This window comes from Arenicella sp. 4NH20-0111, from assembly GCF_040366405.1.
Lineage (GTDB): Bacteria > Pseudomonadota > Gammaproteobacteria > Arenicellales > Arenicellaceae > Arenicella.
This window is the reverse complement of record NZ_BAABWF010000002.1, coordinates 307,989-326,302: the sequence shown is the minus strand read 5'-3', so window position 1 is coordinate 326,302 and position 18,314 is coordinate 307,989. Positions and strand designations below refer to the sequence as shown.

Annotated in this window: 16 protein-coding genes; 12 read left to right on the top strand and 4 right to left on the bottom strand. The window is 44.1% G+C overall.

The features are described 5' to 3' along the window. Positions 1–3 precede the first annotated feature (3 nt). From ABWW54_RS05505 to ABWW54_RS05470, 8 genes are all read left to right on the top strand, one after another. Positions 4–1,935, top strand: a complete 1,932-nt coding sequence (locus ABWW54_RS05505) for a VWA domain-containing protein (RefSeq protein ID WP_353410982.1) — start codon at positions 4–6, stop codon at positions 1,933–1,935. Continuing rightward, positions 1,935–3,632, top strand: a complete 1,698-nt coding sequence (locus tag ABWW54_RS05500; protein WP_353410980.1) for a BatD family protein — start codon at positions 1,935–1,937, stop codon at positions 3,630–3,632. Before ABWW54_RS05505 ends, ABWW54_RS05500 begins: the two co-directional genes overlap by 1 nt. Before the next feature lie 231 nt (positions 3,633–3,863). Continuing rightward, positions 3,864–4,577 carry a class I SAM-dependent methyltransferase gene (locus tag ABWW54_RS05495; protein WP_353410978.1) on the top strand — a complete coding sequence of 238 codons (714 nt, stop codon included), beginning with the start codon at positions 3,864–3,866 and terminating at the stop codon, positions 4,575–4,577. A gap of 16 nt (positions 4,578–4,593) precedes the next feature. Further along, a complete protein-coding gene (locus tag ABWW54_RS05490) occupies positions 4,594–5,436 on the top strand; it encodes a glycosyltransferase (RefSeq protein ID WP_353410976.1) in 843 nt (280 codons plus the stop codon). Positions 5,437–5,523: 87 nt separating this feature from the next. After that, complete coding sequence (locus tag ABWW54_RS05485; protein WP_353410974.1) at positions 5,524–6,183, top strand: class I SAM-dependent methyltransferase; 660 nt, start codon at positions 5,524–5,526, stop codon at positions 6,181–6,183. Then, the gene (locus tag ABWW54_RS05480) at positions 6,176–6,955 is read left to right on the top strand and encodes a glycosyltransferase (RefSeq protein WP_353410972.1); all 780 of its coding nucleotides are present in this window, start codon (positions 6,176–6,178) and stop codon (positions 6,953–6,955) included. The genes ABWW54_RS05485 and ABWW54_RS05480 overlap by 8 nt, the downstream gene beginning before the upstream one ends. Before the next feature lie 14 nt (positions 6,956–6,969). Further along, positions 6,970–8,259 (top strand): O-antigen ligase family protein, encoded by a 1,290-nt coding sequence (locus ABWW54_RS05475; RefSeq protein ID WP_353410970.1) that lies wholly within the window; start codon positions 6,970–6,972, stop codon positions 8,257–8,259. Between the two features lie 10 nt (positions 8,260–8,269). Continuing rightward, entirely contained in the window at positions 8,270–9,712 is a 1,443-nt protein-coding gene (locus ABWW54_RS05470) for an oligosaccharide flippase family protein (RefSeq protein WP_353410968.1), read from the top strand. Between the two features lies 1 nt (position 9,713). Here ABWW54_RS05470 and ABWW54_RS05465 read toward each other — a convergent pair whose 3' ends face one another. The 4 genes from ABWW54_RS05465 to ABWW54_RS05450 all read right to left on the bottom strand — a co-directional run bounded on the left by ABWW54_RS05465 (position 9,714) and on the right by ABWW54_RS05450 (position 14,524). Then, the gene (locus ABWW54_RS05465; protein WP_353410966.1) at positions 9,714–10,391 is read right to left on the bottom strand and encodes a hypothetical protein; all 678 of its coding nucleotides are present in this window, start codon (positions 10,389–10,391) and stop codon (positions 9,714–9,716) included. A 21-nt stretch (positions 10,392–10,412) separates the two neighbouring features. Then, the gene (locus ABWW54_RS05460) at positions 10,413–12,623 is read right to left on the bottom strand and encodes a GumC family protein (protein WP_353410964.1); all 2,211 of its coding nucleotides are present in this window, start codon (positions 12,621–12,623) and stop codon (positions 10,413–10,415) included. A gap of 124 nt (positions 12,624–12,747) precedes the next feature. Next, a complete protein-coding gene (locus ABWW54_RS05455; RefSeq protein ID WP_353410962.1) occupies positions 12,748–13,293 on the bottom strand; it encodes a polysaccharide biosynthesis/export family protein in 546 nt (181 codons plus the stop codon). A gap of 10 nt (positions 13,294–13,303) precedes the next feature. Then, entirely contained in the window at positions 13,304–14,524 is a 1,221-nt protein-coding gene (locus ABWW54_RS05450) for an outer membrane beta-barrel protein (protein WP_353410960.1), read from the bottom strand. A 364-nt stretch (positions 14,525–14,888) separates the two neighbouring features. Here ABWW54_RS05450 and ABWW54_RS05445 point away from each other — a divergent pair, with 364 nt between their 5' ends. From ABWW54_RS05445 to ABWW54_RS05430, 4 genes are all read left to right on the top strand, one after another. Then, a complete protein-coding gene (locus ABWW54_RS05445) occupies positions 14,889–15,317 on the top strand; it encodes a FecR family protein (protein ID WP_353410958.1) in 429 nt (142 codons plus the stop codon). 207 nt (positions 15,318–15,524) lie between these two features. Then, positions 15,525–16,877 (top strand): O-antigen ligase family protein, encoded by a 1,353-nt coding sequence (locus ABWW54_RS05440; RefSeq protein ID WP_353410956.1) that lies wholly within the window; start codon positions 15,525–15,527, stop codon positions 16,875–16,877. A gap of 38 nt (positions 16,878–16,915) precedes the next feature. Further along, positions 16,916–17,383: a glycosyltransferase gene (locus ABWW54_RS05435; RefSeq protein WP_353410954.1), complete on the top strand. Its 468-nt coding sequence runs from the start codon at positions 16,916–16,918 to the stop codon at positions 17,381–17,383. A 3-nt stretch (positions 17,384–17,386) separates the two neighbouring features. After that, complete coding sequence (locus tag ABWW54_RS05430; RefSeq protein ID WP_353410952.1) at positions 17,387–18,313, top strand: glycosyltransferase; 927 nt, start codon at positions 17,387–17,389, stop codon at positions 18,311–18,313. Position 18,314: the final 1 nt, after the last annotated feature.

The window sequence follows — 18,314 nt, the reverse complement described above, 5'->3', positions numbered from 1 at the left end:
AAAATGCTCGCAAACTTTCACTTCCTTCGCCCTGAGTGGTTCTTGTTACTACCGGTCGTGCTTCTAGTCTGGTTTTTTGGCATTCATAGAATCAGCCATACTCTTTGGGCCGACCACCTTCCCCAAGCCGCCTTAAAGGCACTTAGGGTAAATCATGACTCAAGGCGTAGTCAGCTTCGTTGGTGGCTTCTACTAATTTGGTTGTTGCTTATTGTCGGCGCTGCCGGCCCCTCTTGGATAAAGGAAACGATCCCAAGTTTAAGCAACGAAAACGCAACCGTTTTAGTTTTGGATCTTTCTCCCTCGATGCTCTCAGAGGACATAAAACCCAATAGAATTACCATCGCTAGGTTCGAGCTCCTCGATCTCCTAGACACGGTAAAAGATGGACAAGTTGGCTTGATTGTTTACGCAGGTACAGCCCATACAGTAAGCCCTCTCACAGATGACCCTAGAACGATCGCTGCTCTGGTGCCAGCTCTTTCGCCAGAATATATGCCTGAAGCCGGAAGCAACCTAGAGGATGCTATACAACAGGCTGAAAAACTTTTTGATGATGCTGGTTTTCCTGCGGGGCAAATCATTCTGATCACTGATGGGGTGTCAGATGCGGCGGCCAATACGGTGGCTCAGAGACTAACATCATCTCGCTCATTATCTATTCTTGGTATCGGTGCTAATGATCAAGCACCTATACCAACCAAAAATGGTGGCTTTTTACGTGATCAACGCGGCAACATCATTACCACGTCTTTGGATACGCAATCCTTGCAAGCGTTTTCGTCTAAAACTCGAGGAAACTTTGTCGTACAACGACCCGACAATGTAGACTCTCAGCGAATTCTCAGGCTTACCAACCTTAATCAAGGCCGTAAAAATGATAAACAAAATAGCGTTGAATACGATGCATGGCAAGACATGGCCTATTTGCTAGTGCTGCTGTCTTTGCCATTAATGTTGCTTTTGTTTCGAAAAGGAATCATATACGGCATTCTTTTTTTCACCATCATACCGTTACCGACTGAGGCAAGCGACGACGCCCAAAAATGGTCAAATTACCTCTATAACAAAGATCAACGCGCGACTAAATTACTAGATAATGGTGATAGCGCTTCCGCCGCAGCGCTATTTTCAGATGATAAGTGGGCAGCGATTGCGCACTTTCGAAATGGCGACTACCAACAGGTGGTTTCCACGTTGGCTCCCTACGAGGATGTTCAATCCTTATACAATAAAGCAAACGCTCAAGCACTTAACGGTGACCTTGAAGACGCCTTACAAACCTACAATAGAGTGATCAACCTCTCCCCTGACAACGAAGATGCCATTCACAATAGACGCGTGGTAGAAGAGTTGCTCAAGCAGCGTGAGTCTGAGCCAGAATCCGCGCCTAACGACGATCAACAGTCTGAATCGAGTGACGACAATAACCAGACAGAAAACACTCAAGACAAGAAGTCTCAAAGCTCTGACTCCAACCAGCAACAAGAAGCCGAAGAGCAGAAGTCTAAAGACGACTCATCAGGCCAACAAAACGGTTCTAATTCATCCACACAGTCAAACGAAAAACCTTCGCAGAACGACAAAATGAATGATCCGACAAGCTCAGATGACGCATCTCAGCAGTCGAGCGAAACCGAGACACAAGAACAGGATGTGTCTCAAAACAAGCCAGATAACGAACGCGCCTCGGCAGATCAGAAGGAGCTAAATGAGTCTCCAAATTCTGAGTCAAAAGCTGAGAGTAATGAAGATACCGATACTGAACCAAAAACTGCAACTTTATCCACAAACAGTGAACAATGGCTCAGATCCATTGAGGATGACCCGGCCGGTTTACTCAGGCGAAAGTTCCAATTTCAAGCCCAACAAATCGAACGGGAAAGGCGCAGCTCTACTGATACCAAAAGTGGCAGTAATGAGGAACGATATTGATGAAAAAAGACAGCAAACAAAAAGTTTTACTGTGGATTAGTATGTTGACTTTGTCGACATTAGTTAATGTGTCGATAGCGGCAACTCTATTAAGCACCGTAGATAAGAACGTGGTGGGCCTCAACGACATCATTTCTTTGGTGGTTGAATATGATCAAAAAAGCGATGCCTCAGAGTTAGACGTTTCTTCATTGCAAAGCGATTTCGAAATTCTAAGCCTGCGCCCTCAAAGCAACAGTTCAATCACGATTGTTAATGGCGAAACAAAACAAGTGGCACAAACTAAATGGGTCCTAGCTCTAACCCCGAAGCGCGCTGGCGTTTTAGAAATTCCAGTGCTGAACCTAAACGGGGATAAGAGTAGACCAATTCAAATTCAAGTAAGTGATAACCCGGACTTGAACTCACGATCGACGTCACCATTAATTGCGACGATTTCGACAAACCTTGATTCAGTCTATCCAGGTCAAGAGATGATAGTGAGTATTGAACTATCGGCAAAAAACGGCGTTGGAGACCTAAACGGGGCACCCTTCGAGCTGGATAACGCCGAAGTTGAGACACTCTCTCAAAACAGCTTTAGGCGCGTAGACAATGGTATTGCCAGGCAAATCGTTGAATTGAAGTTTTCGGTTTTTGCTAAAACACCTGGCGTATTGAGAATCCCTTCCCTCACTTACACTGGAGTCGAAGGGGGACGTCGCAGTTTTTTTGGTTCGAGCGGCAATCAAGTCTTGGCCAGAACAGACGAAGTGACTATTGACGTAAAGACAATACCTAGCGATTTACACGAATGGTTCCCAGCGAGCTCAGTCTCAATTCGCTCAGAATGGTCCGAAAACAAGAGCAGCGCCACGGTTGGGGATCCGATAACAAGAACCATTGTGGTAACCGCAAACTCTCAACGGGCTACGGCCATTGCTCCGCTAAAATCGCCCAATCAGACAGATCAGCCCTACAAAAGTTACGATGAAAAACCACGATTGCACACTCAGAATACGGCGACAGGCTTAGTCGCAACTCGAGTCGAATCCAGCGCAATAGTTCCGTCCCAAGCGGGTGTCCTAGAATTACCTGAGATCACACTAAATTGGTGGGATGTTGGTGCTAATAAGTGGCAGGAAGCCACCCTGCCAGCTGAAACAATTAAAGTTGCGGCCGGAAACGCTTCAGCAAATCAAACCACACTACCCCCATCGAATAACAAACAAGATGCCGATTCTGCAAAGACTTCCGGTGGCTCAAACCAATCAAACCAGAGCGGCAATCTAAACCTAATATTATGGCAATCAGTTTCGTTGCTTCTGGCGATGTTGTGCGCGGCTCAGTTTTTCATACTCAGAAATCGACGCGCCAAAGCCGATTTTCACGAGCCCAACACCTCTGAAAAACAAGCGTGGAAAACTCTATTGTCCGATTTAAAAACAGGTGATTCGCATAAAATTCGCGAATCAATCAGACTTTGGGGACAACTTGCTCTGGAAACGAACCAACCATGTTCACTGTCCGACCTATCCAGGTATGTCGACTCTTCTTCGTTCAAACAGGCCTTAGAGCACCTTGACAGCCATTTGTTTAATAATGGGAAAGCACCAGATATTGGCGATCTAGAATCCGCTCTCGACGAAGGAAGAGATTGGATTAAAAATAATAAGACCAATGCAAGAAAAACCGCTTTGGCGCCTTTATACCCTTAACACCTAACATTGGGAGATGCGTTCATTAAAAAGGAATTGAAAAACAATCGCAACCAACCACTTGCTGCGCTATGCTTGTGTAAAGCGCAGCTGGTGTTTGGACCATTGACATTCATAGGTTACTAACACCGATGCGTTGCACAGGACAGAGGCTTCTTCTTACACAATCTCCACATGTTAAGTAACTTAAAACATAGGCTACGACTTCTTCGCTCACGAGGAAAATTCACATTGGGAATTAATCTGCTGATCAAACTTCATCATGCGATTAAGTCCATCAGAGAAAGGTTTCACAAACAGGCTGCGCTTAATGCTCTGGTGGAGCGTAACATAGAGGACACCCCTGAAGCTTGGGTTCAGTTTATCTGGAACGCAGCCGACGGTTACTTTCGCCCAATTCAGCAACGCCAAGAAATGCTGAGCCTTATTGAAAGGATTAATACTCTTAAACCCCAGAGCATTCTGGAAATCGGTACGGCAAAAGGTGGCACACTATTTTTATTTTGCCAAGCCGCCGCCCCCAGTGCCACCGTCGTTAGCATTGATTTGCCGGGCGGTATTAATGGCGGAGGTTACCCAACGTGGAAATCCGCTCTCTACCAAGAATTCAAAAGAGAAAGCCAATCACTCCACTTTCTCAGGTGCGATTCTCACCATGAATCGAGCCGAGATCAGGCTAGTTCGTTGTCTCCGAATGGCAAGTTTGACGTGATTATGATCGACGGAGACCACAGCTATGAAGGCGTCAAAAAAGACTTTGCTCTTTATCGCTCATTGCTGTCTGAAAATGGCATCATCGTGTTTCATGACGTGATTAAAAACCGGTTCGACCCATCAATACAAGTCGACAGATTTTGGAATGAGTTGAAGCGGAGTTATGACACCACGGAGATCGTATTTGATCGAAACCAAGGCAATATGGGCATTGGCATAGTTTCACCCTAAGGGCCTCGTTAACCTTATGACTAAGGCTACCGCTGACATTCTCCATATTGTTCTTACTCGGTTTAATCTGCCAAGTAAGGGTAGAGAGCGCAAGTTACGCCAAAGCAGCGCTTGGTTGGATGAACGATTTACACTATTTGAATCGGTATGCCTACCTTCCATGGCGGCGCAAACATCTCAGGACTTCCTATGGCTAGTATTCTTTGACAGCCAAACTTCAGACGCACATCAAGCGCGGGCCAAGAACATGGTCAAAGCTCACAAGAACATCAGGCTAATATGGCTACGAGGTTCTTTGCATTCAGCAATCAACTCAATCATAGACGAAGTTGCTGAAAAGCAGACTAAGACATTGATCACGACGAGATTAGATAATGACGATGCCCTAAACAAGAATTTCATCCATCACATCCACCGAATTCAAAGCACAATTCCAATAAACGAAAGTCGCATCGTAAACTTCGACAATGGCATCGTATTTTCCAATGGAAGAGCATACGAGCATAGAGACACAAGCAATGCCTTTACGACGTTGGTCGAGCCTTTTTCAAGCAATAACAATACAATTTGGAAAAAGCAACATACTCGCCTGAGCGAATTGGCCGATATAATCAATATTGAGCAACCAGCCATGTGGCTTCAAGTCATACACAATCGAAACATATCTAACCGAGTCCGAGGCTACCGTGTTAATAATCAAGTGGTCGCGCAAAATTTCTCGACCGACTTGACGCCGCTACCTGAAGAGAAAAATTTGCCCATAAAAATAGAAAACGTCATATTATACCCACTCAGATGTTTCAAGGAGTGGGGTCGTGGCAAACTAAAACTAGCCTATCAGTTATTCAGAAGTTATTAAGTCTTACCAGTCTTATTTCGTGTTGCGTGACGCACTCGAGTCTGAGATGGCTTAGATTTTTTCATCCAACACACTCCCTTTTGCAACATGCCAAACCCAGTCTACTATCAAGCTCAAAGACCAGAACTAACGGAATTTATTCCCCAACAGTACTCTAAGGTACTTGAGATAGGGTGTGGCGAAGGCTATTTTAGGCGCAATCTGATGCAAAAACATGAGTATTGGGGAGTAGAGGCTGAACCCTCAATCGCCGACAAAGCTAAGTCCATCTTAGACACGGTTGTCGTGGGGCCGTATGACACTGTGAGCGAAGAAATTCCCAATCACTACTTCGATCTGATTATTTGCAATGACGTGATCGAACACATGGTAGATCACGTTTGGTTTTTAGAGCACATAAAAACCAAACTCGCAAAGAAGGGACATTTGATTCTATCAATTCCTAATGCTCGCCTTTTGAGTAACATAAACCACTTCCTGTTTGGTCGCGACTGGCAATATCGAGAGTCGGGTATATTAGATCATACGCACCTGCGCTTTTTTACCAAGAAAAGTCTAGAAAACGTACTTAATGATTGCAATTGGAAGATCAACAAGTTGAAAGGAATTAATCGCTACGGAGCGCGCGACGGAGGTCCTCGTTTATTATTATCGTACCTCGCCCAATTGGTCTATGGCCCGGACTCAGCCTATTGGCAATTTGCTGCACAAATCACCGTAAACCAAACTCTCTCCGCTGATGATTGAACTTTCAGACTTGGGAATCGTTGTGGCCGTTTCAGACGACTCGGTGCTAAACAACAACCTCCTACGCTCTAAAACACACCAACGCTCATTAGTGCCTATATTCGAAGTGCGAGGCGCTCTATCGGCGAGTCTCGCGTACAATGAAGGCTTGACGTTTTTTGCAAATAAAAAAGCCATCATCTTTGTACATCAAGATGTCTACTTACCCGAGGCTTGGATTAACAATCTACTTCTACAAATACAAACTCTGAAACCCAGTGCTTGGGGCGTTTTAGGGGTGTTCGGTAAAAATAAACAAGGAATGGAAATAGGCCAAGTGTGGGACTCTGGCTTAAACCGAGAACTAGGAAAAAAATTCAGTACTCCGACCCCCGTCGAAACACTCGATGAATTGCTACTTGTTGTAAACAATGAAAAGGAACTAAAATTTGACCCAGAATTACCCGGATTTCACTTATACGGAACTGACATTTGCGCGATTTCCCGTAGTTCTGGCCTGGAGAATTATGCGATTTATGCCCCGGTTGTCCACAACAGCAAACGAGTCAACTCTCTAGGAGGCAGTTACGCAAAAGCATATGGCTATATGAGAAAGAAGTGGCGATCCCAACTTCCTCTATACGCAGTTTGCAGCAAAATCACCTTTCTAAGTGTCGAGTATCATCGAATCCGTTTTGGCTTAGCCTATCGACGAGTTTTAGGGCTATTACCAATCCGAAAAAACAGTTCCAAAAACCCTAAAACCATAGCTAAATCTATGGGCTACGAATAGTTAGGACGATTACCTTGTTAGCATTACGCATCCTTATCCTATCATTTTTAATTCCCGATGAAATCGGTGTTCAGGTAGGGGATCTCGCGCTTAGTGTTTACCGTATTGTATTGATTGCACTTACGCCATATATCTTGAAGCAGATGATCTCAAAAGCTCACAGAGTCAACTGGAATTCCTGTGATTTGCTCGCTGTCTTACTGATCATCTGGCCATTTATCTCATTCGGGATGAACACGGGGTTCGCCGCATCGATTGAATCCGGGGGGATCTTTGCGCTTGAAATGGCGGTGCCCTATTTCCTAGTCAGGCTTTTGGTAAATAGCAGGAGCCGCCGCGTTGAGCTTGCGAAATATGTATTTCAGATGACTGCGGTCCTATTTTTTTTGGGACTTCCTGAAGCTTTACTCGGGCAACACTTCACCCATCAACTGGCTCATGCTCTGGTTGGTGAAAGCTATACAGGAATGGCCGAGCAAAGGTTTGGTATCTGGCGCGCGTTAGGCCCATTGGATCATGCTATTTTGTTCGGCACCCTTTGCACCACCTCAGTAGCACTCAGTCTCAATATGATGAGTCTAAAACGCAGATACCTATGGATTTTGGCTTTTTCGATAGGTGGTGCGATATTATCAGCTTCATCGGCTCCAATTCTTTCGGCGATGGTCCAACTCAGTCTGTATGCTTGGGCCACCACGATGCAGCGTTACCGAAACAAATGGCTGATTCTCGTTGCAATTCTCGCCCTTGCTTACCTATTTATCGATGTTCTTTCAAACAGAGATCCTATCAGAGTCATGTTCAGCTATTTATTGCTGAACCCTACCACTGGATACGCTAGGTATTATATGTGGATACTCAGTTTCGATGTGGTTGCTCAGTCAACCTGGGGAATGGTATTTGGCTACGGATACGACATCGAAATCTTCAACGTACTCGAAAATGATTATTGGCGCATTCTCATGCAAAATACCGTAGACAGCTTCTGGTTGGTGGTAATGCTTCGACACGGCATCACAATGCTCATACTATTCGCTGTCTTCGTGATATTGGTTCTTAGAAAAGCAGTGCGAAGCAGTCGAATTTCAGAAAGCCGGCGAGACAGAAGATTGATACAAGCTTGGTTCATCTGCGCTCTCGGAATGACCTTGGTGGCATCAACAGTGCATTTTTGGGGACAAATGGTCTGTGTCTACTTCATTGTGTTAGCCACCTGCGTAGGCGCATCCACAAAAAGACAATCTTCAAAAAAGGTTAAGCAATACGAAAAGCTAGAACGCCGAAGCGCAACCAGAGCCTTGTAGGACAATACCGGTGCTAAATTATTCGTCAGCGGCACTACTAGCAACCAGTACCTATTTAAGCTCGGTTGTTTCAATGCTACTTAGAAACGTGATTTTTGCGCGCATTCTAAGCCCCGACAGTTTTTCAGTGGCATTGACGTTCGGATTAGTGATTACTCTAACCGAACAATTCGGAGTAATAAGTCATGAGCTCTATATGCAGCGAGCAAAGGATGGCGATGAGCTGAGCTTTCAGGCAACGTTACAAACCATCAACCTCGTTCGAGGGCTGATTCTGTCGCTTACCTTGCTTACCTTTGCACCACTTCTAAATGATTTTTTCAGAATTCCAAGTGATCTGTTTGACTACCGTTTTTTAGCAGTCATTCCACTTATTAACGGTCTACGCCACCTAGACCCACAACGATTACATCGCCAAAACGACTTTAGCAAAAGTGCAAGAATAGGAATAACCGCGGACTTAAGCTCAATATTAGTGGCGCTGCTTTGTGCGCTGATATGGCAATCTCATTGGGCATTTTTCGTTTCATTTCTATTTCGACATACGATGAGCACGACCCTTTCTCATTGGTGGGCTACCCGTCCCTTTCAGTTAGGATTCGACAAACCATTAGCATTTCGTCTTTTGGCCTATTCATTGCCATTAATGATCTTTGCTGCCATGAAGTATCTGGGTACCGAATTAGACAAAGTCTTAATAGCTAGATTTTCAGGCTTAGCAGCGTTTACCCTCTATTTCATGAGTTTAATGATAACCGCAAACGCCGCCAACATAATCACACTGGGTTTAAACAAAATATTTGTACGTCGGATTAGCGAAGCAAAACAGTCGGAGCTAAGTTATGTCGCCGCGAGCAATGGCGTTATTATTTTGTACCTATCGCTACCATTACTGCTATCCATAATTTTCTTTGGAGAATCAATAATCCACCTCGTCTTTGGCAGCCAATACACTCCAATTCAACGATTGATTCCAGTTGTTGTCTGCCTAGTCGCGGTTCGTCAACTCAGCCTATGGCTAAATCAACTGGTTGTTGGTCGATTCGAGACCAAACTGGTGCTTTATGCGGAAATGGCCAGAATTGCTTTGTTACTGGCTTTACTCCCATGGATTGTCATGCAAGAGCACATCATACTTTTCGTTCTTGGTTTCGTTGCTTGCGAATGGTCTTTCGTACTCTTCATGAGCATCAAACTAGCTAAACACATTAAAGGAATCAAACACCTCACGGCTAAACTATCGGCAATCGTCTTTTGCTACTTAGCTTCATTCTGGGCACTGTACGAATTCACCACTGAAATGACATTGCTATCGAAAGCGTTACTCTATGTGCCTACTGTGTCTATCTCATTGCTACTTTTTTATCTAAAGTCGATAACTTGTCGGGAGCAAACCCATAACTTCATTAATTGGGTTACGCGAAAAGGACAACATATTAATCGAAAATTTTAGATTAGTCTGGCGCGCAAAGTTGACTCGAACGCTCCGTATGCCCAGTGTTTTCACAGACCAGCCCCAACTTCTTGTGAACAGTCAGCTCGGCTTTAAGATCAGATAGGCTGTTGGACTTTTGCTCGATCGAAGCAACAATAAACTCCACTGTTATCTGCTGTTGTAAGCGGCTGAGCCGCGGCCAGTTTGCCAAGCCAACGGTCATCATTGAACGAGCCAGTCCAGCCTCATAAAGAGCAATTTTATGCGTCGATTTAAACCAAAGGTCAAATTCAGGTCCTAGTTCTCGACCGTGAGAAAAAATAAGCGCCATTCTTGCCTGCGAATAAGACCAATTTTTGCGGATTAATAATCCGCTTTCGTGAAGCTTTATCGAGGATTGAAGTAGTGAAGACTCCTCATAATATTGAGCATCGGGAAACAACCACCAAATTTGATAAAAAATGTCTGCTTTTAAATCTATTGCATCAACGTGTGAGCTTCGCCAAGTCAACGCGCTTTCCAAATCTCTAAGAAACGGCAAAAACATCTCTGACCGTTGAAGTTCGTTCAATTGAGTCGCGGAATACGCCGTTTTAGCGCGTTCATAGTAGAAATCAGCCGCTGCGAAGCGAATAGCAACACCACTCAAGATAAAGATTAGCAACGCCAAAAAACTCAATGAAAGTAAGCGCACCATTATAAAAATACTGAATGACAACTAACTGCGATGGTCCTCATTCAGGCCTTCTTGCGTTTGGTCTTGAACTGAATCTGAATAATAACCTCGCCCATAATAGTAGGAGAACGATGAATCAGTTAACGGCACCTGATTAATAATCACACCAGACAGAGGCGCATCAGATTTGATTAACGATTGAATGGATGCTCTCACCTTTGCCACCGGCGTGCTATTTGCTTTGACAACGTACGCTACTTGATCCACCTGCGTCGCTAAAAGCATTGAGTCACTTAGCCCGCCACTCGGAGGCGAGTCGATAATTATCACGTCATAGACTTCGCCAAGCTTGTTCAATACTTCACTAAATTTTGTCGAACAAAAAAGTTCTTGAGGGTTTGGGTTGATCGTTCCGGCTGTAATTAAGTCCACACCATTCACTGGTAATGACTGTATACATTCAGAGGGAGACGCTGAGCCTAAGCACAAATCATTTATTCCCAAGCCACGACGATTAAACGACGACGCATCCATAAGCTCATCTAAAGAAGGACGCCTCAAATCACAATCGATTAACAGCGTCTTTTGGACATGACCAAAAGCCAATGCCAAGCTGATAGCCATGGACGTCTTCCCTTCACCTGGAACAGTCGAAGTCACTAGAATACGGCGTTTCTTTTCATCTATGGATGAGAGCATTAAACTAGAGCGTACGGTACGAACTGACTCCGAAAACTGAGAGAGTTTGTGATTACTAAAATAACTGTAAGCGACGTTTTGAATTGGGTCAGCACCTTCGTCGCCTTCAATCATTGGAACGGATCCTAGGCTAACGGTCATTAACTTTTTATCAACATCACGATCACCACTTAGCGTGTTGTCAAAAAGTTCACGTAACAACCCAATCCCAAGCCCAACGATGAGCGCCAATAATGAGAACATGATGACCAATAAAGGCCCCTTACTGGGTAATGGCCGAAGCGGTGCAATGGCGGGATCAGTGATTCTCACATTCTCATTAACACTGACGCCCGTTGCGCGATTTTGGTTTAGTCTTTTCAAAAATGCCTGATACACATCCCTCTGAGTCCGAACATTCTGCTCTAAGGCTAACAGTTCAAATTGCTTTCGCCCCAAAGACTGTACTTTATTTGTGGAATTTCCTAACGACGTTTTTAAAAAAGATTCACTTTCTTTTGCCAACTCATACTCTGACTTAATCGCCGCTACAACGCGCTGAATCTGTTGTTTAAGGTTTTGTTCAGTAACCGAAAGTTGAGACTCAAGCTCCACCATGCGACGATGCTCTGGGCCGTAGCGTTGAGAAAGCTCACTCTTACGACTTTCTAGCTCCACGAGCTCATTACGAATATTTTGCACAATGACATCACTTCTGATAACTGCGATGCCTTGCATATCGCCGTTGCCTCTCTCAGTGGCTAATACTTGCTGATATAGCGCCTCTGAACCCAGCCTCTTCTGTCGAGCTTCCAGTAAACGGCTAGAAATCATATCGACTTCCTGAGACGCTATTCCACCGTTTTGCTGACTACTTCCAATGATTTCCTCTTTTTCTTTAAACTCCTGAAGTGCCAGTTCAGCTATCTTTAGATCCTTATTAACAACATCTAAACGGTCGAGCAACCATTGTTCAGACGCCTCGGTAGAGCTTCGCAAATTAACCTCTATTGAAGAAATATATTCTTCAGCGACCGCGTTGGTTATGTCAGCCGCCAGCTGAGCATTCGGCAACACCAAAGAGATATCCATAAGGTAGGAATCTCGTTTCGACGACACCTCCATTTCGTCAACCAACCAAGAGGCAATCAAACGATCCGTATTTCCCTGTACTTTCTCTGCATTGCTATTAATCCCAAGCTTTTGCTTCACCTTGTCCAACACGGTAACGCTGCCAGTCATGAATTCGGGCCGCTTAGCCAAACCAAGCTTAGCCACAACTTTTTCCGCCAATACTCGGGATCGTATTATCCCAGCCTGAGTTTCGCGGAACGCGGGATCCCTTCGGTTTACAAATAGTTCGCGTAAGTTAAAGACCGCCGTGCTTTTTGGCGCAACGTGCATAACAGTCGTTGCCTTATACTGGGCTTCTTGCACAGAATTAAACAAGAAAGTCATAGCACCCACCAGTATTGCCATTACCAGTGACTGTTTTATGCTTTTTCTAAATACCGAGATCAGTGTCTGCCAGTAGTAAGAAAGGTCAATAGCAGCATTATAGTAATAGTTTTGCATAACGTTAAAGTATAGAGTCTAAGAGCGCAATAATGCTGGTTGAATCCAAATCACTGCCAAGGAGACAAACCCTGAAGCCATAAAGAAGCCTCAAAATTAAATTGCTTACGAGTTAAGGTGGAAATTAAAATCGACGCGGGAGAATTGTAACCACGTCACCTGGGTTGACGGCGGTATCCAAACCAGACTCTTTGGTGTTAACTGACTCGCTTCGTTCGATGCTAAATCGTTTTCCGTTTGCCCATTCAGTCACGCCGCCAGCGAGGTTTATCGCTTTTTGAATGGTTAGATTTGGCTCATAGGGGTAGTTCCCAGGATTTCTTACTTCTCCGCCGATCGAAAATGGTCGATATTGCACAACCGAAACGGTGATGCTTGGGTTTACCAACACTCTACCCTTTAGTCCATCAACCAAAATCTGCTCAAGTTCAGCAGTCGTTTTGCCTTTAATCACTATTTCATCTAAGTAGGGAAACGTGAGCACCCCTTCATTATCAACAGAGACCTCAAACGACATATCGGGCTCTTCAAAAACATTGATCTTAATTGTGTCACCCACGCCTAACTCATAATTTGAGTCAGTTTGAGCCATCAAAGTCGTGCTTAAAAAACCAAAGAATATGACGGCTAAAGACGCACAGATCCGCCCTGAAGAGAGAAAGAAAATCATTCTGCGAACACTAAAGGCTGATTGAATAAGAGACAAAAACCGTACTACTATTGTAGTCGAAACGCGTGAAGTTAGATTCCTTATCTTCGTACTCGTAATTAAGAGAGACTTCAGAATATTTAGATGGTTTGTAAATAAGACCAAGCTCTAGCGACTCGATGTCATCTTCGCGTGCCGTTGTGTCAAAGCTCACCGATCCCACTTTAAAGCCACTTCGGAAACTCAATGATCGATTTAGATCACGTTCCCATGACAAAGACGTTTGCTCTACATCTTGAAATAAACCAGTTCCAGCCTGCTCATAAGGCCTTGAAAAGCTAGTCAGCAAAATAGTATCTCTTGCAGATGGAGTCCACTCTATTTCCGCATTCCAAGTAGTTAAGGAGCTAGGATCATTAAAATTGTCGAACTCTTTGTCGGTTGATCCAACACTGACTTCTCCTGAAGTCCGGCGGCTTACGCGCCACTTAACACCCACCATCACCGTTTTCTCAGACCCATCCAAATCGCCATTTAATGAAGTCACACTTGTATCGTAGTCAAAATCGGATGTACTGAGATCAATAAAAAAACTCGTTGCCACTGAATACTGATAAGCAAGCCGAGCTGACAGCTTATCAAGAGAATAGTCGCGGCCTCGATTAATCTGCTCGAAATTATCAAACTCTAAGTCCGTAGCCAAATAACCCAGTGTTAAACTTGGTCCAATTTTCTGACTTCCAATCCGATAATCCAGATTAAAATCAGTTCGCGTAAATTCTGTCGCGCCTTCAAATTCTGACTCAGACCCTTCGGTTATGTCCGTTCCGCGAATATTATTTCCATCCTCGTAAGCCAATCCGACGCCAAAATCGCTGGTTGGAGTAAGCTTTCTTAGATATTCGCTCCCTAAACGAGTAGACAAAAAATTATCCCCACTGCTATCAAAAAAGGCAGCGCCTTCACCTTCATACTCAAAGGTGAGCGATTGTTTAGAGTCATCTTTCGTTGCTCTAACAACTGGAGAAAAAGTAAAAAAAGAGCTGCTTTGTTCGTTTATCGACCCGCGAAACACATTATCGCCGTATCCCAATGTCGAGGTCACCAAAGCTGTTACGTCGAAATTACCTGCCTTATGGGGTTTTAAATCGACCGCATAAGAACTTAACGGAGTCATCAATATCGCCGTTAACACGGCCGAACGTAATAACCCTTTGCGAGCTAGTTTGTTATCGAAATTAATACTATTCATAATCCACTCTGTTAGTTTTAAGGCTTAGGAGAAACCCATATTCTCCCTTTTTTCTTAATTCTATAATATCCATCACAGCCAACTGCATTAGCATGCACCTACCGAAATAAACAATCATTACCATCCATTGACCCGACCACCCAAGAATACATTTTTTTCGCTCATTACGACACCAAGAAGAATCTTTTAATATTGGAATCACGGCAAGCATAGCTGCCCTGCCCCTCTTTAGCTCTTTTGTTGTAATGTAATGTAATGTAGTGTAGTGGTATAGTGTTTGCAATATTCTATCAGATACCGTTGTCGTCATTCTTTTGAATATTGACAAAGTTGCACTTTAACTAGACCAGCAAGAGGCAAAAACGTGAAACTGAAAACATCAAACGCCTTCCACAGAGGCAAAGGAACGCTTTTTAGCGTGATTTTAATATTTCTGATTGGCCTTTCGGCTAATGCCATCGCCGTTACCATTGACTCAGTTGCAGGCTACGTTACCGTCACCACCTCTGAAGGTGAAGTAAAAAGGCTAAATGAGGGAGATAAGCTAAATGATGGAGACGTGATTAACACGGGCAATGAATCATCCGTTTCATTTACTCTTGCTGATGGAACGTTGGTAAGTTTGCGATCATTGGAAAGCTATAGTTATCAAGCTGGTGATAACAGCACGGATGATGGCAGCATGGTAACTTCGGGCTCCTTGAACTCAAAGAAATCCAGTTTATCCACGGCCACGAGTGCTGGCGGAACAGTAGGCACGACGCCGTCAGATGGCGGCTCTCCCAGTAATTAAATCTTTATCGAGAATATTAGAATCAAGCTTGTGACGACTTAGTCACAAGCTTGATTCTAACCATTGCTAAAAATTAGTGTTTTAGGCCTCCTTCGTTGGAGGTCTTTCCTTATCTTACCCACCCCCGACAAAACCAAAATTAAGCCCAGCTTGTAAAATCAAACGCTAATCTTTACAAGGGTTGCAAGAGTAGACAAAGGAAAATCCGTGCTTGTTAATAAAACCAAGTCCCCCTCCCGATTTCAAATATTCATCAATCCGTTTGTATTAGCAATAACATTAACTTTCTCAATTGCGCTTATAAAAGGCGGTGCCACGCAATGGGCCTCGCTTTTATGGGTTGGCTTAACCGGGATCTCGATCCTCCTTTCGTCCTTTTTCTTTGAAACGCCAGCTCGCTTACGCAACCTAATCAATCACTATTTTCATTCAAGATCGGTACAAATTCTCGCGGCATTTAATATTTGGTGTTTATTTCAATACCTGAGCGGGATTAGCTTTGATCTAGCCTCAAGCTTCGACCACCTACTCATAGGATTGGGCATGATGGGCTTGTTGGCTTTATGGTTTTTCGCACTGGTAGACTCGGAACGTTTAAGTCAACTATTCATATCAATTATTGCGTTCGCGACTATCCAATCTTTATACGGTTTATGGATTTATCTCGGCGACATCAACCTGCTGCTGTGGATGCAAAAACAGCACTACCTCGATCGCCCAACCGGATTTTTCGTTAACGCCAACCATTTCGCAGCTTACTTGGTTCTGTCCATCTGTCTGATTCTTTCCAATGTGTTAGCCAATCTAATCAAAACAAATACTCAACCAGCTAAAATCAACCCAATCTTTAAGCTTTTTGACCAATTTTACTCGCCACAATACCTTGCACTGGGCTTACTGATTTTCACACTCGCTCTCACTCGCTCGGCAGGCGCGATAGCATCATTGATTGTTGTCCTTTGTTTGATGTCATTTCATTTCGCATTGGCGAGGAAACGACTAACGCGGTTGTTCATAGCTTACTCTATCGGTGCTCTTGTATTATTTTTGATACTATTAGGCACAGACTATGACACCTTGACTAACCAAATAGCTGAATTGTCCCACACGATTAGTCGTCGCTTCGAATTGACGAAGGCCGCATGGGAAATGCTCTCTGAGCATTGGCTTCTGGGGGTCGGAGGTGGGTCATTTTACTCACATTTTTCGTCTTATCGAAGCTTAGAAATCGGCAACTCTTATTACAACTATGCTCATAATGACTTACTGCAATTTTTCATCGAGTACGGCATCATCGGGGCAACCCTTCTTTTCCTTTTCGTCTTTTTTAGTGTGAGGGAGAACGTAAAAACATTGACTGCAAAACAGTCTAAAATGCGGATAACATTCTCCTATGTCAGTATTTACGGAACGGTGGCAGTGATCATTCATTCGACGGTAGACTTCCCACTACACCTTCCTGGGTTTGCGGTGTTGTATCTAGTAATCATTTCGGCCAATCCGATACTAAACTCGTTACACCCAATAGCGACTAAAGCACAGCCTGATACGAGGCGATGAGTAAGCATCTATTTATTTCTGTCGGATCTCGATTCCCCATGGATAGACTCATCAATGCTGTCGACCTCTTTCTAGCCAAACACCCTAACTTTACTGCTTTCGCACAAGTTGGTCTCAGCCAAGCCTCTACACAACACCTCACGACGCAAGCGTGGCTTGATGAGTCGGTATTTCAGGACAAACTCAGCGAGAGCGACATCTTTATCAGCCATGCGGGAATGGGGAATATTTTACTCGCAGCCACCAAGGAGAAACCAATCATTCTCATGCCTCGACAATCGGCGTTGGAAGAACACATCAACGATCACCAAATTGACACAGCCAATCAAATTAAACAAGGTCCATTTAGCTACGTTGTTAGCGATTTTGAAGAATTGGAAACAGCGATCCTTTCAATAACCAGTGAAACAATTCAAGAAAACGCAAACAATGCAGACATGACTCCTCATCGTCAACAATTAATCTCGGCAGTAAGACTGTTCATCGATGAAGGGAAGATTGGTTAAGCCATGAGTACAAAGGTAGCAGTGGTTATCGTCGGGTACTTCTCAAGCGATGACTTAATTAAATTGATACCCCAGTTATCGCTACAAGGTAACTCGGAATCACTGTCAATGACCATAACCTGTATTGACAACAGCGTCGATGCATCTGAGAGAAACAAACTTACGAGTTTGGTGAAAATAGCTAATGTGTCGATTCGCCTTATTTTTAGTCCAACTAATATAGGATTTGGGGCCGCTATTAACATCGCCACATTTGAAGCAGAGTTCGACTATCTTTGGCTAGTTAACCCAGACGTTTCTCTTTATCGCGACACCCTTAAACGCCTTATTGATGTTGCTAACGCCAATCCACCTCAAGGAATTTGGGGAGCCGTAACACTTAACGAAAACAATAGGCCAGACTTACGGCATGCTTGGCGGCAACCATCCTTATTGAATACCTTTAGCTGGGCTTTTGCAGTCACGCGAGCCGTTAATGCCTCTGGCTTTCAAGACAACTATAAGATTCAGCTTAGCAACCCTAAGTCCCCCTACCCGGTTGACGTGGTCTCAGGAAGTTGCATGCTCATAAGCCAAGAAGCTTGGCACCAACTAAAAGGCTTTGACGAGGATTTTTTTCTATATTCTGAAGAGGTAGATTTATGCACCAGAGCACGAGATCTAGGCTTTCAACCTCATGTTGTTCCGACGGCCAAACTTAAACACCACGTGCATTCAGAGGAAATAAGCCGAGAACGGCGTAATCTCGTTTTTAGAGCAAAAGTATTAATGATAAAAAAGCACCACCGCGCTCTCTACACTTGGGCCTACAGAGCACTATTGGCAAGCGGCTCTCTTTTGAGGAGCATACTTTATTTGATTCGCACAGACACCGTAAGCTCAAAGGCTTGGTTGAGTACCTGCTTCGCGGTTCTTAAATCAAAGAATTAGA